The organism is Methylophaga pinxianii, from assembly GCF_020447225.1.
Classification (GTDB): domain Bacteria; phylum Pseudomonadota; class Gammaproteobacteria; order Nitrosococcales; family Methylophagaceae; genus Methylophaga; species Methylophaga pinxianii.
This window is the reverse complement of sequence record NZ_JAJAEO010000135.1, coordinates 1-17,232: the sequence shown is the minus strand read 5'-3', so window position 1 is coordinate 17,232 and position 17,232 is coordinate 1. Positions and strand designations below refer to the sequence as shown.

Below are 17,232 nucleotides of genomic sequence, written 5' to 3'. Positions count from 1 at the left end.
GGGGGGGCGCGGAAACATACGGTTTGAGGTGGATACGCGAGGGCGAAACCGTAAGTTTCCGTTCAAATGCCCCCGCTAGGCCAAGATTGCAAAATGATGTCGAATTGGCCGTAAAGTCGCTTGAACCCTATCTTGCAGAACTCGAATCAATCAATTCATACAGTGATTTATTGCTGGTGGATAATGAGCTGCTGACGTTGATGGAAGCGTTTGAAATGGCTCGTGTTGAGCTGAATGAGGGATATGATGAGGGAATAGTGGCAAAAACTGGCGGTCATCACAAAGATTATTTGGATCTTTATCAGGATGCACTCCAGGGCCGTGAAACTCCCCGAACGGACTGTATCTGTTTAAGTGCTGGTAGTTTTGATATTCCACCGATTCAAATCATTTCGGCATTCATGCATGATAAAAAGAAAATGCCGACCTTATGAAAAGCATAAGGCCGGCATGATTGTTTAACTCTTTCTCAGTCCTTTCTCCTACTGCGAAACCATTGCTTTGAAGCTTTCTTGACTTGATGAAAGAGATTCGATTGTCTCGTTGATTTCAGATTCAATCCGGCTAATTTGCTTTTGTATGGAATCAATTCGTGCAGTTCTTGTGGATGTCGATGATTGACTAACAGTGCCAGCTAGTAATTGTGTGGCATGCTTGGAGTCTGCGTTAGATACAGACGCTTCGTCTGGGATAATTAATTCCATACCTGGCTTGATGCTTGCAATATCAGCACCCAGTAAAGATGAGTTGCTTTCATGTATCGCTGCAATCATTTGATGAACCGTCACATTCTGTGCTTTTGTTTTTTCAGCTATTTTCCATAAGCTATCGCCACTTTTGACGGTATAGGTTTGTGCAATCGCTGGCGTTGCCAGAACTGCAGTTAAAAGAAAACTTATAAAATTAGTTCTAATACTCATTGTTTATCCTAATCTGATGACCAACGAGCAATTTCTTCAACCTGAAGTTGGCCAGAAATTACAAGTGACTTTGCGTGTTCAGAGAGCGATTTTCTGCGTTGCTGATACATTTCGTGGTTAAGCCGTGGTAATGCAGAAGCACCCTGAGCGAGGATACTGCGAACCTGGGGCGTGGCTTCTAACGTTTCATAAATACAATGCGTTTTCCCACTGATGCCATGAACCAGGTGCTGGCAGATAAAGCCCTGCATTGCCTGTGGCAGTAATTCATCATGTTGCTCATCAAGCAGAGCAAGCATTCTGGTGACAACCTCATGAATATTTTCAGCATGGAGAGTCGCAAAAACACGATGACCGGTCAGGCCCGCCTGGATCGCTGCCTCTGCTGTGTTTGGATGCCTTATTTCTCCAATTACAATGTTTCGTGGGAATTGGCGCATCGCTTCATGAACACCTCCATGAAAACTGCCAACGTTAATGCCAACTTCTCGCTGACAAATTAGCGGGTCGCTATGGCTGTATTCAATTGGCTCCTCAATCGTCACCGTATCGCCCAACTCTCCACGTTCGGATAGATATTTGATGAGCGAGGCCATTGTAGTGGTCTTACCTGCACCGGTTGGACCGGCAATGATGATTAAGCCAGAGCCACTGGTCAGTGAGAGCAACTTATCGAGTTCAAACTTCAGATCATTTTGAATATGGGGTATCACAGAAGGGTTACGACGCATCGCACAGCCCCATCCCCGGTCGCTGTGGAAAATATGGCAACGCCATCTATCGCCATTCCATGTCACAGATACATCAGTAGCTAATGTAGTCTTCTCAGGACGATGGTCCTCTATGATCTTGTTGTAGAGACTAAATAGCTCCTCCCAGTTGTCTCCTTCTTTCACTATCTCGTGTTTTCCTGAGTGATTCAGGATGGCAAAGCTTGCATATAGCTTGATATCGTTAATTTGTTTTTCCATGATCAATTATGTGGCATCCAATAAATTATGTGATTCTGAGAGGATTCATTTATGACTCTATATGTTTCGCCTTTTTTAATACTGGCACTTGTGGAGTGCCAGCCTTGATGTCCCTCGCTATTTCCTCGTGTTCTGGCAACTGTTACGCCATTAGCGGTTATACGAAAGCCCTGAAATACTGCTCCAGATGTATAGCTACTGGCAGTTACCGTCCCATCTGCTTCCGCTACATAGTTTGTATTAACTGCCCTAGAGACACGAGCACCAAAACCTCCGGAAGAGGCTCCAGGTGATATTGAAGGGGGATTAATGATTGAACTTGATAGATCAGCTGATACAGTTAATGGAAGCAGTATTCCAAGAAGTAAAAGATATCGGACAGTTAGTTTCATATAGTTTTCTATTCCTTCTAAGAGCATTTTAGGTATACAGCTAAAAGGCCGTGCGTACTTGATGGTTGCATCGCTACCCAGTTACCATTTCGTTGTACATTGAGTCTGAGTCTGGCTCTCCACTGATTAGCATTGACGTTTTCTGCCCAGGCGTAAACTGCTCCTACAGGGTTTGCAGTACCATTATCGGAATAGCCAACTGGCACAACGATAGGTGTAGGGGTGAGTCCGTCAGGACATTGGTTCTTTTGAACCAGCTCGTTGTTACCGACGATGCCGGCAAAATATATAGCTTCAGCAGATGTGGTATCCATATCTGGGAATTCGATATTTTCTACTTCCAATAATCTATTTCCTCCCATATCCAGATCTCCTGTCATAGGGCGAGAACCATCTCGTGGAAGCAAATGATCAAGTGCGGGTATCGCGGCAGGCATTGGTACAGAAACAGTTACTAAATTGCCGCTAACAGTACTTGATGGAAGGTAGCTGTTGAGTACTTCTGCGTTACCGGCGCTTACTGCATCAATCGACACCATGAAACGCTTACCATCGCCTGTCGTGCAGCTTGTCGAAAGGTTCGTGCCAAAAGGAGTTCTCAGACTAAACCCTTGTAGGTAATTTTCGGCATTGAGAGTAGTAATGGCTGATGCACAATTGTCAGCTTCGCTGGGCCACTCACTGTCCTGCTCTGCAGCATAGTTTTGAGCTGACTGAAACAAGTCATTTATTTCTGCAACCGCTATTTCGATACGGTCTTCTTCAAACTTCATAATATGCTGATAAGCAAATGGGGCAGCAAACAAGCTCATCACTATCATGACAATCATTAATTCAATGATCGTAAAGCCAGATTGCTTCACAAGATTATTCGTCATCATTCGACTCCAGATAGAGATGTTTCTTGTTGTATTTAGACGTGATGGCCAGAGCGCGATTCACACCTTGAGGTTGATGGCTGACCAAAAGGATCGTGCTTGACCCTGCAGGCGTAGAAACAGTCTCAAAAGGGTTGATATCTCTTAATGGTATTGAGGTGCTGACGGTGGCATATTGACCAGTGGTGTCGATAAGGTAGCTTGTACCCCAATGCGTTAATAATGGCGTGCTGGTCAAACCCAGTGAATTTTCATCGTAAGCATTGAGCAGGTTCGCAATCACACTCGTAGGAGCATCAATAAAACCATCACCACCCGGTAGTTGACGTGCAATATCGGCTGCTGCAGCCAATGCTTTCATGGTTTCTACGGTCGCATTAACCCTTTTTGTCTCAATAACGTCTTTGATTACCGGTGTACCAATGGTTGCCAATATAGAAAGCACCAATGTGACGATCAGGAGTTCAACAAGTGTAAATCCCTTCATTTAGCCACCACGAGACAGTAGCATTGGCGCATAGAACCCTGCAGCAATCAAAAACACCGTGAACACGGCTGCAATCATTCCGATGCGCAAAGCCAGAGATGAAAAACGCTTACCAGTGACAAAGATTTCCGTGATAAGCATGGCTTTTATGCGAGCCAATAACTTATTTCGAGCTTCATCATGAGCAGAATCAAAGGCTTTCATGCCAATAATAAAGCTCGGTGACCAATATTCTTCTTGAAGACTTTGGGGGATGGTAGCGCCCTGCTCAACATTCTCCATGATGGATTCAACAGCTTTACGGTTTGCGCCTCGATTGTTTTTCGCAATCAAATCAAGTGACTTGTCTGGGCTTAATCCGGAGGCAAAAAGTGGCATCCATGCGGCCAGAAAGTTTGCTGATCTTCTTGCTTTCAATAGATCATCAAGATGCCGGACCCCCCATATCTTACGAAATGCCATGACATCCACCCATAGATATCGAATGGCTGCAGCGATACCAGCTATAAACATTAAAAACAATAATGTGTGTTCTGTTTGGATGGCTTTTAACGTTACGATAATACGTGTCGCATCGTTTTCTTTGGACTGTGGCGCGTCTATGATCTGTTGTGCTGGGCCTCCCAGAATCAAACTTATTAATAAAACTGAGAATATCCCCACCGTCAGATATGTCAGACCGAGTTTTAAGTCAGCACTGGTTGCTTTTTTAAGCTCAATATCCTGCTCTATATTTTCTACGGCCATATTGACTGCTTCACTCATACGACCAGACTCTTCACCTGAACGAACGAGAAGCACGACATTTGAATCCACACCAAAGATTTCAAGAAATTCTGATATTCGTGAAGCATGCTCTATTCTTGGATCTTGTAGATACTTCTTGAGAAATGGCGTGCTCTGCGCTATTTCCATTAACCCTTTGGCAATGTTTGCACCGGAATCCACCAACGTTGCTACTTGAGCAACCAGGAGCAGCTGTTCTGCAGGTTTGAGATTGTTCGAGCCAATCTTTAATCCAAATGGGATTTCCCACGCTTGCTCAATGGCATCCATCAGACCGGGTGTCTCATAGAGAGAGGTCCTGTCTTCTGACTCCATTAAAGCCAGACGGGTTGACCCGTCCAGCTGTCTGAGATTGACTACGAATTGCATTACGGCATTACCAGTTGGACAGTGACATTCGAGCCTGAATACGAGGCATTGCTGATGTGCTCTACTTCAGACGTGGAGAGTCTTGTTGCCAGGTTGGTGCCATCTTCGCTATCCGGAACCGGTAACGAAAGATTGAATGTATTTGAAGCAACGCTCACTGTCCATGATGTATCCCATGGCGTTTGGTCGCTTAAACCATAACGTGTCAGTTCATTTTTATTGCAGTTCGAGTAACCCCGATTGATTCGATAGCATTGTGTTACGGCTGATAGGAAATCACGCTCTACAAAATAGGTCGCCACATCGACGTTAGCGCCACCTATCCAGGCGTTCATACCCCGCATACCGATGGTTCCGAGTATGGCCAACACTGTCACGACAATCATTAATTCAATTAAGGTAAAGCCTTTTTGTGCTTTTTGTTTCATGTTCATTTTTCGATCCTCAAAGTTAAAGCAGATTAGTTTCACGGCCATAAGTGAAATGCTGGCCATAGCTTGCAAGTGGTGATAGCCGGGCTTCTAACTCACTTATAGTTGTTTTTCCTCGACGAACCATGCTGATACCGTTATCCCACATGGTTGAATACTGGTGGTTGCGATGTTTTTCCTCGATTACATTTGCCGATGTGCCTTCCAGTATTTGATTTTGTGTCCACGGATCGATAATCATCAGTTCTGATACCAAGCTCCGGCCTGTGTAGCCAGCATCGCATTTAGAGCAGCCCGAATGATTTGCAACTTTGATGGGTTCTCCCAGCTGGGGAGCGCCACGTAGACTGGAGTATTTCTCTGCGATACCCTTATTTTCACCGAACTCCTCTTCGGTAGAGCAAACAGGGCATACGTTTCGCACCATTCGCTGTGCAGAAACGGCGAGTAATGAGTCAGCAAGCGTCGATGGGTTCACTCCCATGTTTGTCAGTCGGCTGATGGTTTGAACGGCGCTATTGGTATGCATTGTGGCCAAGACTAAGTGGCCGGTCATTGATGCCTCAATCGCTAGGTTTGTTGTTTCCAAATCACGAAGCTCACCAACCAGAATTACGTCTGGGTCTTGACGAAGTTTCGTTCTGAGGCCTTCTGCGAAGGTCATACCAGCCTGAACATTAATTTGTGTTTGATGAATGCCGGGCAGCTCCACCTCAACAGGATCTTCAAGTGTTTGGATAGAATCACCTGGACGTAGCTCCTGTATGAGCTGTAAAAGTGCATACAGCGTCGTGGTCTTACCGCTACCCGTTGGACCAGTCACTATCACCAATCCTTTAGGCGAGCGACACAGTGTTTTGAGCGTTTCATATTCAACTTTAGGAAAGCCGATATCTTTCAGCTGTCGTTGTTGACCAGTAGGGTTTAGCAAACGCATAACAAAATAGAAAAATGGTTCACCACCACTCATTACAGGTGAAGCTGCGAGCCGCACCTGAATGTCTTTGTCTTTCCAGTGGTAATTAAATTTAAGATCCATCGGTTTGGTAGGTTTGCCACCGATTTTTCCAGCACGGCCAAGTAGTTTGTTTGACCAGTCCTGATATTCATCCATCGTGACGTTATGCTGATAAGGTTTAATCACGCCGTCAGAGCGAAACTGGATGGATAGATGCTTGCGCGTTCGCGGGGAAACATGGATATCACTGGCTCCCATTTCCAGCGCACTTTCGATCATCTCGTTTATGCTTTTATCCAACTCAGTCTTGCTTGCAGCTTGAGTCAGCGTAATTGTTGAAGAGCCGATCAGGATGCCGGTTTTATCAAAATTAACCTTACCTTTAGCTCGTTCTTCAAGCATTTCCTCCATGGTGTGGCCATAGGGGTTCACAATGTACAGCGTATTATTTGCGATACCCCAATCGTCACCTTCATGATCAAAGTCACCATCCTCACCGCTGTAGATTGGTTTGTTTGTTAACTTAGAGAATGCTTCTGCAATATTTACAGTTGAAACACCTTCATCAATCAGAGTGCGGTAAAGGGTTTCATCAGATTCAGGAATTGGCCAGTGGGCTGACTTGATCGAATCTGTCACTCCCATGGCTACCAAGGCTTCAATAATCCGTTGAAATAGTTCAGTTGTACCAGTCATAGTTCTCACCAATTTAAAACCAGAGTTTTTGATTGAGAGTTTCCAGAGTGCTTAATGCGTACCTTTGAAGCATCAATGTGTGTTACCACCCAGTCACCCACTTTGTCTCCAACCAGCGCCCACTGGCTATTTCCTGCATGGTGCAGTTTTGCACTATCATTCTGGATAGCTTCAAGCGTTGGATTGCTATTACGTGAACCTGAGATGCTTTCCAGCGAAAACATGCTTTCTTCCAGCCCAGGTGCTTGCATTGGGACGTTAAAACTTTCGATCTCTGGAGCCTGCTCAGCCGGTTGTTGCTTGATTTCCAATGTCTGGCTTCGACAGTCAATACCCATTTCATTACACTCTCTCAGCAGCTGTGCTTGTGAGTGCTTTAGTTCAAGTATTTCTTTCTGCTTTCTGAGTTCAGTCAATGCTTGTTCATGTCTTAACTGTTCAGGTGTCAGGTTTGGCTGTCCCTGTGCCATGACCGAGGGAGAAGCAAGCAGCGCCGGTAGTATTAATTTCAGTAATTTATTTCGCATATCCACCTCTTAGTTTTCTTTTTCCGAGCCTAATGCCGCAAAGCTCAGGCCAATAACAGCATTGTCCAGAGCGGCTGCACCATAAAGGATCGGCACCACCTTCTGAATTTCTATCGCCGCCATAGCAACGTTTTTAGTATTTCCCTGTAATACCCCATACCAAGGCGTGCCTCCGGGGATGTCATGCTCTGTGATACCGGCATCTTTGGCATCTTTGAGTGGAGTGACTTTTACATCATGGGAGTTGGCAATAACTCGGATGGAAGACCATGTATCTGAGAGTAAAGGCAGATCCTCTTTCAGACTCACAGCTTCAATTTCTGAATTAATTAAACTTATCTGCAATTTGAGATTTTCAATGTCAGGGTAATCTCGCGTGGCATGCCCGGAAGTGACGTAAAACCCAGCAAGCAACGACGATATGACGATTGCACCAATACTTTTTAGTCTTGAATTAGAGAGCTTCATGATTCACCCACTCAATCAATGTTGTATTGGCCGTCACTCTTTTTGAATCAATTCCTCTGTCAGCTAGCAGCTGAAGCTTGGCAGTGGGGTTTATGGTGTCTTTTAATTCAATCGCTACTGCTTTGTTTGGCAGTAAACTGATCTCACCGGAAACACTGCTTCCAATGAACGTGTTGCTAACTTGGTAAATCCGTGAAAGTGCATCAATTTGTGATGGCCATCGCTCCAGCTTTTGGCGGTTAATCGCGATCAGTGTTTGTTCAGCCATGTGTAACTGAGAGTTAACGTTGCTGAACGCTTTCATGTGGGCATCGTGGTGGTGTGATAGTCCTGTATCAATAAGCAATGCCAGTCCACCGACTAAGGCAATGGCTAGTATGCTTTTCTGTTGCGATTTCTTTTTTTCTAATGCAGCAGCTGTGATACGCTCTTTGTGCGTCAGTAAAGGGGTTTCTGGTAGCTTCAGATCCTCCATGCTGACAGTGATTTCTTCACCGTCAGCAATGGTAAGTCCCTCTTGAATGGCTGGCCCAGGTAGTCGCTGCAGTTCATTATGGAAAAGCGAGCCTGTATGGAGCTGCTTATCAAGACTGTAAAGGTAATAACCAAAGTCCTTGCTTTCCGTGGTAAAGATATATTGCAAACGCTTACTGGTATCGATCAGCCCCGAAGCAATAAGTGCCTGCCAGAAACCATATACCGGTGTCTTGGGGTGCGCCTCACGAGTCTCCCGTAGAGCATCTTCTTCATACCAGACTTTTAATCCACTCTGCTCCTGACTGGTATATTTTTCATTTGAAGCGCCACCGAGGACATCGCGCATCAATATGCAGGATTGACCCTCAATCGTGATAGGAATGTTGACCGATATCATGCGCCAACTTCCTGTGGTGTAATGACAATCAGTAATTCACTATTTTCTTGCTCAAATCTCGCTCCACCAAGAGCCTTAGCAAGTAGTTCATTTTGAATAGGCAGTCGTTGCGTATTTTGCAGAACGCGGTTAATGATAAGACCACCCAGGTAAATTGGTGTGCCACTTGTTGTAATGACCTGAGTGGCCAGCTCCTGTAAGGCAATGTTCGGTGTTTCAAAGACTTCGCCGCCAGAACTGATAGGCGTAAACCCGGTGATGCTGCTCAAAATTGGAACAATATCGACCAGGATTTTCCCGTCATCCAGCATCTTCGGAGTAACTGCGATTTTAATGCCCACGTTCACGCGTGAGAGCGTGGTAGTGATGGCGGTATCTGATGCAACATTGCCATCACCGCCAGCGGTTAACGGTAAGAACTCCACGCCAGAAACGAATGAGAACTCCTGTGTAGAGCCAAGGTAGGCGGTATACCCGTTAGTAACTGTGAGTCGAGGCTGGCTTTGTAATGTGACGCTTCCCTGTTCGCGCAGAGATTCCACAATAGAGTTTAAAGTCAGGTTCCCGAAAGGAATCGAGGCTGCAATAGACCAGTTCCCACCGTCCACAATAGACAGGGCTTGTGTTGTCTCTCCAGCATAAGTAACTGTGCGATCGCCATCACCGTTTTGGTAAATGGCATTCCAGTCAACGCCATAACCTTCACCACGGGTAGTCTTGATGTCCAAAATCGCACCTGATAGGTGAACCTGACGCTGGCTGTCGGTTTCAAGCTTGGAGAAGTGCTCGTCTAAACGTCTGATTTGGCTTGGTTTGCCGTAGGCTGTGATTTTGCCCAGTCTTTTGTTCCCCACGACCCAGGGCGTATCAAAATACGGGTTCATCTCATCATCGAGTGCTCTACTGTAATTGTTCAGAAAGTCGATTGGATCGTCTCCCTCCTGAAGCTGGGGCACTAAGGTGTTTTGGTTATTATTCGAGTTCGATGTTGAGTTGGTCTGGCCATCTTCAATAAGACCAAGAATGCGTTTCGCATCCTCAATCAATGTTGTCCAAGTCTCGTCTTGACGAGTGGTCACGATGTTTGTGCCACTTGCGCTCTGTGTCTGGCCCTGACTGGACGCATCGCTTCCAGATGCGCTTCCACCCATAGCTCCGGCACCGCCGCCACTGGAATTCTGCTGTGTAGTGGCTGAGAAGCCTGAACGAGTAGTCGCTTCTGGCATATCAGCCAGTGCGGCCATATCCCAAGATTGTGTCATGGTGGATGCCACTTGAAGCACAACGCCATCACTATTTTGGATGACATCAATTTTGTAGTCGGTTGTGCCTTCTATCTGGCGAATATAATCAGTAATCCGAGAGTTTTGTGCTCTGACACCAATTTTCATGGCGAGATTTACACCAGCATCAAGTGCAATTACATTCGCATTGGTTAATGCTGCAGGGTGCGTGAGCGCATCCATTAATGCCACACGTGGCTGGTTAATGGTCACTCTTTCATCAAGAATTTGCTTACGCGATGTAGTAATGCTGACAAAATTACTTGTGCGTGGTGCCAACTGTTGCGTGTGAGGCACTTCGTCCATTTGAGTGGTAGTGACATGCTTTTCTGGTGGCATTGCACAGGCTGTCAAACTGACCATGCTTGCGATAACTAACTTCTTCATTATTTCTTGCCTCCGTGTGTCACAACAATCAGGGGTTTAGGCTTCATGTTTCTGTATGCCAGGTATGTCAGCCCTTGCGGTTCTAAAATGTCCTTCAGCGCCTGTGCATAGCTGGTTTCGCCCGAAAAGCTGACAAGCGTGCTTTCGATGCTTTTATCGATTTGCAGGTCCAAAACCCAGCCTGGAGGCGTTAATGTGCGAATGCTTGAAGGCAATGGCCGGTCACGAAATGAAACTTGAATCTCTTCGTTCAGCTCGCGCAAAGGCAATTCTTCTACTGTTTTGACTGGTTTACGGTCAGGGACTGACGATGGAGTTTTTTGTTGATTCGCTTCAAGCCCTGTTGCCACCGCCTCACTCGCAGGCACAGCCGTTCCATCAGCTGAAATCGTTATGGTTTTGGCTGAATTGTTCTCAAGCGTCTTTGGCTTTACGCCTTCTAGTGGGCTGCCCGTTTGATTGCTGACCGGTTTGGGCAATGCTGCTTTGGGTGTCTCTTGCAACTTAGCTGTCAGTCGAACGCGATTATCAGCGTATTTAGCACTATTCTCAGTGGGCATTAACACATCAGCATTTGCGCCTGTGGCAATGAGTATTGGCAGTAAAAGCAGTTTTGCTTTCATGGTTTCTCCTATGATTGATGGCGGCCTGAAAACTGCCAGTCGTCGCAATTAATTTGTTGAGGGCAGCTCATGCACATCGCTTTGTGCTGGGCATTTGAAGGGGTTGCTTTACCGTTTATGAGCGTCTGAGTCCTATCGAACTCATCGATCACCTGCGCTTCGTCAAGAAGCGTTCGTTTGTGATATTCGATTCCATCAGGAGTTACTACTCGGAAATAGGCATAGTCAGCCATTCGTACTCCTGTGCGAATCAAAATGACTCGGTAGACCGACACCTGAACAATGTCCTTCATGAATACCTGATGTTTGTCGCGTGTTTTGCTATCCACCAGCACATGCAGTCCAGACAGGACCCTATAGAGCTGATCCAATGTCCCATGCATTTTTCGAGGCACTTCAGTGCGAATGTAGTGTTCTGAACGTATCAGCTGTCCTTCAGAAAGCTCTGCAGGCATACGTTCTTTGAGAATGAACTTACGGCGCTTTTCACGTCTTCTGGCGTCAATCCCATACAGCGACAGGATGAGCAAGCAAACAATAGCGAGATAATAGGCTTCAGCCATTGATGCTCACCTTTTTAACGATCCAGTTGATAATGGGTTTAATGATTTTTCTGACCAGGGGATAGCGCTGCATCAAACGCACAACCGTTGGGGAAAGCTCGTAATAGGCACTGGTGAAAATACGGCCCAAGTAACTTCTTTGAAGATATCTGTCACGGAACAGCCTCAGCTGCTCTGTTTCTTTTGCAACGGGACCATAAAGCTCGGTAGCAATGAAGCACCGGCTATCACGGCTAGATCCGTAACGCTGTGCTTCAAGGTGATGTCGAAGATGTTCCTCGTCACCTCTTTCACGTCGCTGTCTTTGAATGTCTGTTTCATGCTGACCATATTGCTCATCAAGCACGAGTTGCTTCTCACAGAAACTGCGCTGTGCAATCTTGGTAGCTGATATAAAACCGTTGGCCTTTTTCTTCATGGTTCGCATTAGAAAAGTTTTGACGGTTTGGCTCAATGAATAACCGGATATTGGTCCAAGCCGGTTATAAAAAAAACCCCCTTTCGGGGGTTTAATGGTTGGTACGTCTAGCTTTTAAGCTATCAAGTGTCAGGCAGCAAGTAATGTCGTTTCGAGCAGTGAGAAGGTTGCTTCCGCAAGTTCTCCCACATGCTCAATACAAACATGCTCATTACCAAACAAGGCTGACATCATCTTTTCTCGAACGTTGATGCCAATGCCGTATACCTCTATGCCACCCTGTCTCAAGTCTTTTATCGTCTTGATACAGTCTTGCATATCATCAGGAGCGCCATCAGTTACTACAAAAAGAATTTTTCGTTCTTCTTTTTGAGCGACCAGGTTATCCCCTGACCAGATCAATGCAGGTAGCAACGGAGTGCAACCTTCAACTTGAACCTCTGGATAATACCCAGCAGTTTGATTCATTGTTTGATCTTGTCTTGTCAAAACAGTCACAGCTGTTCCCATTGAACCGGGAAATATTGCTGCACCGACTGACAAGTGAGGTACATTTTTCATTGCTGCAGTTAGTGACAGTGTGGATCTCGAAGCCATCGTCATGCCTTTACGCATAGACCCTGACCTATCAAGCAAGACCTGTACTGCCGTATTAACCGCTTTCTTGCGACTGGCCGACTTAAACACCGATAAGTTACCTGCTTTTATTCGGTGTAGTTTTCGGTCATTCAACCTGCGCCCATTCCGTGAAGTCTTTCGCTTCACTTTAGTTTGGGATTGAACCAATTGGACTAGTCTGGACCGTAATGCAGCTGTTGCTGCTTGAGCATCATCAAGTGCCTTTTGGTGATCGCCTGGTGATGTTAAATCAGTAATGTGAGTTGGATTCATGCTAACAGCAGGATTTCCACGCTCATTTGCTGCTTCTTGAATCTCATTTTTAATGAGTTGTTCAAATGCATCACTGATATCACCAGGCAAGTCCTTTGAGTCACTTTCTGATGTGGCCAGAATGTCTTTCATGGCTTGCACGGCTGCATCAAACGCTTCTTGTGACATATCCCCCGTTGAACTGGAGGATTGACCGTTACCGGTGTCACTGTCTGCATCTAATGTGTCGTCGCTGGACGCTGTACCCGCATTTGATGATGAATCATCATTTGCATCGACATCACCTTGGCCTGATTGCATATCGCCATCATCGCCTTGTGCGTCATCGTCCCCTTGATCTGAACCTTGGTCTGAATCATCGCCATCACCGGTTTGCTGGTTCTGGCTCGGATCAGATGTCTGGTCTTGATCTTGTGAATCATTGCCAGCTTGTTGCTGCTGGCTTTGATTACTATTTTGTGGTGGTGCGGTGCGTTGACTCTCCTCTTCCAGAATTTGGGCAACCTCGCGAGCAAGTTCAACGATTTCACCTTCAGTCCTGGCACCTGACACCCGAGCCATAACACTGTTAATCCGTGTCATGGCCAGAGGCGTCATATACCCTTCGAGAATAGTCTGCGCGGTTTGTGCATAGTCATCTAAAGCGGATTGACCAAGCACCCGTGCACGCCCTTTGTGAAGCAAATACCCACATAACGCCCCAGCTGGTGAAGTATCAGTAGTGACTGGCTCAAAGAATCCATCATGGACAAGCTTTTGAACTAAGTTCGCAAGCTTTTTAGGTGCGCCCGGATAATCCCGGATAATGCACTTCTCCATTCGGATGTCTTCCATGATTCCAGCCAGTTTTCTCACAATAGGAGATAACTGGCCGTAATCAATACTGAAGTCGCTGTAACGTATGTGTCCTGCTTCGTGGATGATAAAGCCAAGTCCCAGTATTTCCACACCGGGATCTTCCAACGGCAAAGACGGCAAATAAATAACATTACCGTCTGTCCGTGGATGACCAGCATCCACTTCCACACGAACACCCATGTTGCGCCCCAGTGCCTTTGCGACAATGGGGAGTGATTTAACCAAAGTAGATTGGCTCATAACATACTCCTTTAGAAGCAAAATGCAGCTGGTTGCGCTACAGGTTTAGGATTAGAGGGGATGGAAACTTCAACTTCTGATTGCTCATCGGTCTGTTCATCAACAACTTCTTCGCTGACAGTTTGTGTCTGCTCTGAAGCCACTAATAAATCGTCTTCATCTTCCTCAACTTGATCCAACACATCGTTTTGATGTTGTGGCACCTGGTTAATAAAGTCCGTCATTCTTCTGTACGAACCTAACAGGTTTAATAACCCACAAACTGATGAGAGATCGGCACCTTCAATCGGACCGGTTTTTGGCATGGAGTCAAGAACGTCATTAACTCGTTTGATGATTACATCCACCTTACCGCTGATATAGCTCAGTGTTTTGAGCTTGTTCAGGATAGTGCGAATGGGCGATAAAGATTTTTGGCCGGCTTTGTCCCGATTTTCAAAGGAGGTCACCCAAGCATCTTTTGCCATTTTTTCGATTTCCGATAACAACTGTCCCAACAAGCCATTTTGCTCTTGTTGAAGACCATCGTTCATCAGTGCCCCTTGGCCGCCACTTGTGATTTTGTAAGCTTGAAATTCAAACTTGAACCGATTCTCAATTTCACCGCGTCTCATCATGGAATTGCGAAGCCATTCTTCCCAAGCGGGATGTTCGGCTATCCATTCAGCATTGGATTGCTCATAGCTATCCAAATACTCGGTGATTAACGCTTCATGCTCATCTTTCAGACTCTGCAATCTAACCAGTAAAGATTCACCAGCTTCGATTGAAGTGCCATAAGCACCAAACGCTTTGAGACAGACCTTTTCACATTCCCGATGAATACGTTTCCCAAGGCTGTTAATACGCTTCAGCTTCTCAGGATCTGCAATTGCTTTAGTACCGGGGGTGATTAGATCTTCAGGTGGGGTCTTGTCTGGATCGGCATATCGGTTTAGCTCATCGCGTGTCAGGGTTTTTTTGCCCTGCCAAGTACGGTAATTGATATGAATCCAAACTGTTTGATCTAGTACTTCCATTAGGTTTCTCCTCTTAAAAACAGAAAAACCCGAATTGGAAATACTAGTCCCCGAATGGGAAATAATATTTCCCGTCCGGGTAGTTGAGACTGGCAGTTGTTGCGCTGGGCCAGTTCCAGTTCTTACTCATCAAATTAATGAAGAGTTAGAAACCTAGTTACGTCAATGTTATTACGATGCGGCTATGCATGCAAGGCGATTGGTTCACAAAATTAGTTTTTATTAGCTAGAAGTAAAATGCGATGTAGATAGGTAATAAGTGGTGTCGGTATAGTAGTTTCTCATTAGAAAAGCTCATTGATTAAATAATCAATCGCGTAAGCTAGATAATCTATGACAGGAAAAAAACATATCGATATAAAGACGAACATCACTACGATTAAAGATATCTCTAACATATTTACGATAGCCCAAAAGTCGAAAAATCAGGAACAGTCTCACCTTGTTTTTCCATATCCCATATCCAGTATCGCCCGTATTTCTCTTTCCATCGCTCTTTTGATAGATGGCGTTGCTCGATTGCAGTCTCAGATGCGAACGTTCTGAAGATGGCCAAAGGCAGTATTTTATAGGGATTATCCACCAGCAAGTAGTCTGGAAATACAGAATCTTTGGAGCCGTCGTAGCGCATTGTTTTGATAAATTTATGCCCTTCCATGACCAGCTTTTCTGTCATCAGTCTATCTTGCTCAAAATAAGTTGGAATCATGTGAATATCAGTTACTAAAAAGCCGATATCCTGAATATGCAGAACCTCATCAATATCACGACTCACGATCATCAATGTGTAGACCAGGCGCGGATCGTTTACATCACTTAGTATCTCTATAACAGGACCATTGTTGAGTTTTTTGAGTACGTGCTGAGATCCCCAATATTTCACCGACTCACTTTGATGACGAAGTGTGATCGCAACCGACTTCTCTTGAACTGATATTTTACGAATCCCCCCGACAACCATCATGTACTTAGTGACGGTACTGGTTTTGGTCATGATGCGTTTAAATGCCTCTTTTCTTCGAGCATCAATGGCGTCTTTTTGAGATTCGTTAAAATGTTCAGGTATATACAAGACATCTGCAACGTTAATACGCTTGGTATTGAGTCTTTGTGCGACATCCAAGAGACGGGTTCTGGCCACTGCCCAAATACGCCGATTATTAAAGCCTGGATGCCAACGGTTCAGTTCTGCCTCCTCCCACATCAAAGCAAGCAGGCCTGTCAAAGACATGGCTTCTCGTTTAGCCGTGGGTGATTTCGGTCTTGGTGGCACCATTGCGTCGATATCTCTGGCTTCTTTAGGTGATCTATCGACAATCTTATGTGCCAGTGGTGCAAGGATCTTTAATGACAATGTGCCATCATTTTTAGGTTTGATAACATCACTTTCGTATGTGATCCTGCCGCTATCTTCTTTTTCCATCTCAAACGATGGGCATTCTGGGGAATGCAGTGTTCCGGTACCAGGATTGCGAGCAAGGTAATAGCGCGTTCGATGCGCAATATACATAGGCGGCATCTTGTCAGTACATTCACATCTTGGGCTTACCTCTCTGGCCTTGTAGGTGGCCAGTATTCGCTGTGCTTCGGCTTCATTATCCGTCAGCCAGTCACGGGTATATGCTGTTTCGTGGTCAAAACGAATTCGGATAGGACTCATAAGAATGCCTCAATTGGATTAATTCACTATGCACTCTATAGGTCTATCTCACTGATTTGAATCAATAACCGGATATTGGTCCGAGCCGGTTATAAAGTAATAATTCCCAATTAGTGTGCAGTAGACCTTTCTGAAATTCTCGCACCCCATTCGTATCATCTCTTAGCTATTTATATGAGTAAGCAGTGTCATGATCAAACCCGATCTAGATTCGGCCGATAGATTGTTAGCTTTGTTTTCACTGTTCCGCGCAGAATGCTGTGGCCCTCACCCTGGAATCCCATTCAAAGTTATGCCAGCATCGCCATCCATTTCCACTTTCACCTTGCTGAATACCACCAGATTCATCTTCGGAATCTCTTCGGGAACATGCTCCTCCAACTAGATCTGTATTCACTGGACACGTTGCAGTAACACTCCCATTCATAGGTGACCATCCGGATGAAATTCGGATAAACTTAGTAGCACCTCCAGGCCCTGGAGTAATGGAAGGTGGAGTAATAAGGTCACTTCCTCTTAGGCTGGGGGGGGGG

18 protein-coding genes are annotated in these 17,232 nt (G+C 45.5%); 1 reads left to right on the top strand and 17 read right to left on the bottom strand.

The features are described 5' to 3' along the window. The coding region (locus LGT40_RS02305; protein WP_226343147.1) for a hypothetical protein at positions 1 to 434 on the top strand (434 nt) is incomplete at its 5' end. A 48-nt stretch (positions 435 to 482) separates the two neighbouring features. Here LGT40_RS02305 and LGT40_RS02300 read toward each other — a convergent pair. From LGT40_RS02300 to LGT40_RS02220, 17 genes are all read right to left on the bottom strand, one after another. Continuing rightward, positions 483 to 920 carry a type IV pilus assembly protein FimV gene (locus tag LGT40_RS02300; protein WP_226070176.1) on the bottom strand — a complete coding sequence of 146 codons (438 nt, stop codon included), beginning with the start codon at positions 918 to 920 and terminating at the stop codon, positions 483 to 485. Positions 921 to 928: 8 nt separating this feature from the next. Next, complete coding sequence (locus tag LGT40_RS02295; RefSeq protein ID WP_226070175.1) at positions 929 to 1,891, bottom strand: ATPase, T2SS/T4P/T4SS family; 963 nt, start codon at positions 1,889 to 1,891, stop codon at positions 929 to 931. 409 nt (positions 1,892 to 2,300) lie between these two features. Continuing rightward, entirely contained in the window at positions 2,301 to 3,164 is an 864-nt protein-coding gene (locus tag LGT40_RS02290; RefSeq protein WP_226070174.1) for a pilus assembly FimT family protein, read from the bottom strand. Next, entirely contained in the window at positions 3,151 to 3,648 is a 498-nt protein-coding gene (locus LGT40_RS02285) for a pilus assembly FimT family protein (protein WP_226070173.1), read from the bottom strand. Before LGT40_RS02285 ends, LGT40_RS02290 begins: the two co-directional genes overlap by 14 nt. Continuing rightward, positions 3,649 to 4,803, bottom strand: coding sequence for a type II secretion system F family protein (locus tag LGT40_RS02280; protein ID WP_226070171.1), 1,155 nt, complete (start codon positions 4,801 to 4,803; stop codon positions 3,649 to 3,651). It lies immediately after the preceding gene. Beyond that, positions 4,803 to 5,237: a pilus assembly FimT family protein gene (locus LGT40_RS02275; RefSeq protein WP_226070168.1), complete on the bottom strand. Its 435-nt coding sequence runs from the start codon at positions 5,235 to 5,237 to the stop codon at positions 4,803 to 4,805. Before LGT40_RS02275 ends, LGT40_RS02280 begins: the two co-directional genes overlap by 1 nt. A 16-nt stretch (positions 5,238 to 5,253) precedes the next feature. Beyond that, entirely contained in the window at positions 5,254 to 6,888 is a 1,635-nt protein-coding gene (locus tag LGT40_RS02270) for a GspE/PulE family protein (protein ID WP_226070166.1), read from the bottom strand. A 5-nt stretch (positions 6,889 to 6,893) separates the two neighbouring features. After that, entirely contained in the window at positions 6,894 to 7,415 is a 522-nt protein-coding gene (locus LGT40_RS02265; RefSeq protein ID WP_226070164.1) for a hypothetical protein, read from the bottom strand. 9 nt (positions 7,416 to 7,424) lie between these two features. After that, positions 7,425 to 7,883, bottom strand: coding sequence for a hypothetical protein (locus LGT40_RS02260; RefSeq protein WP_226070162.1), 459 nt, complete (start codon positions 7,881 to 7,883; stop codon positions 7,425 to 7,427). Beyond that, a complete protein-coding gene (locus LGT40_RS02255) occupies positions 7,870 to 8,757 on the bottom strand; it encodes a hypothetical protein (protein ID WP_226070161.1) in 888 nt (295 codons plus the stop codon). Before LGT40_RS02255 ends, LGT40_RS02260 begins: the two co-directional genes overlap by 14 nt. After that, a complete protein-coding gene (locus LGT40_RS02250; protein WP_226070160.1) occupies positions 8,754 to 10,427 on the bottom strand; it encodes a type II secretion system protein GspD in 1,674 nt (557 codons plus the stop codon). Before LGT40_RS02250 ends, LGT40_RS02255 begins: the two co-directional genes overlap by 4 nt. Continuing rightward, complete coding sequence (locus LGT40_RS02245) at positions 10,427 to 11,050, bottom strand: hypothetical protein (RefSeq protein ID WP_226070159.1); 624 nt, start codon at positions 11,048 to 11,050, stop codon at positions 10,427 to 10,429. The genes LGT40_RS02250 and LGT40_RS02245 overlap by 1 nt, the downstream gene beginning before the upstream one ends. An 8-nt stretch (positions 11,051 to 11,058) precedes the next feature. Further along, a complete protein-coding gene (locus LGT40_RS02240) occupies positions 11,059 to 11,613 on the bottom strand; it encodes a hypothetical protein (protein ID WP_226070158.1) in 555 nt (184 codons plus the stop codon). Next, positions 11,606 to 12,067 (bottom strand): CFI-box-CTERM domain-containing protein, encoded by a 462-nt coding sequence (locus LGT40_RS02235; RefSeq protein ID WP_226070157.1) that lies wholly within the window; start codon positions 12,065 to 12,067, stop codon positions 11,606 to 11,608. The genes LGT40_RS02240 and LGT40_RS02235 overlap by 8 nt, the downstream gene beginning before the upstream one ends. Positions 12,068 to 12,160: 93 nt before the next feature. Further along, complete coding sequence (locus tag LGT40_RS02230; protein ID WP_226070156.1) at positions 12,161 to 14,020, bottom strand: vWA domain-containing protein; 1,860 nt, start codon at positions 14,018 to 14,020, stop codon at positions 12,161 to 12,163. 11 nt (positions 14,021 to 14,031) lie between these two features. Further along, a complete protein-coding gene (locus LGT40_RS02225; protein ID WP_226070154.1) occupies positions 14,032 to 15,039 on the bottom strand; it encodes a DUF3150 domain-containing protein in 1,008 nt (335 codons plus the stop codon). A gap of 400 nt (positions 15,040 to 15,439) precedes the next feature. After that, on the bottom strand, positions 15,440 to 16,699 hold the full coding sequence (locus LGT40_RS02220; protein WP_226070152.1) for a DUF1173 family protein: 1,260 nt from the start codon (positions 16,697 to 16,699) through the stop codon (positions 15,440 to 15,442). Between the last annotated feature and the right edge of the window lie 533 nt (positions 16,700 to 17,232).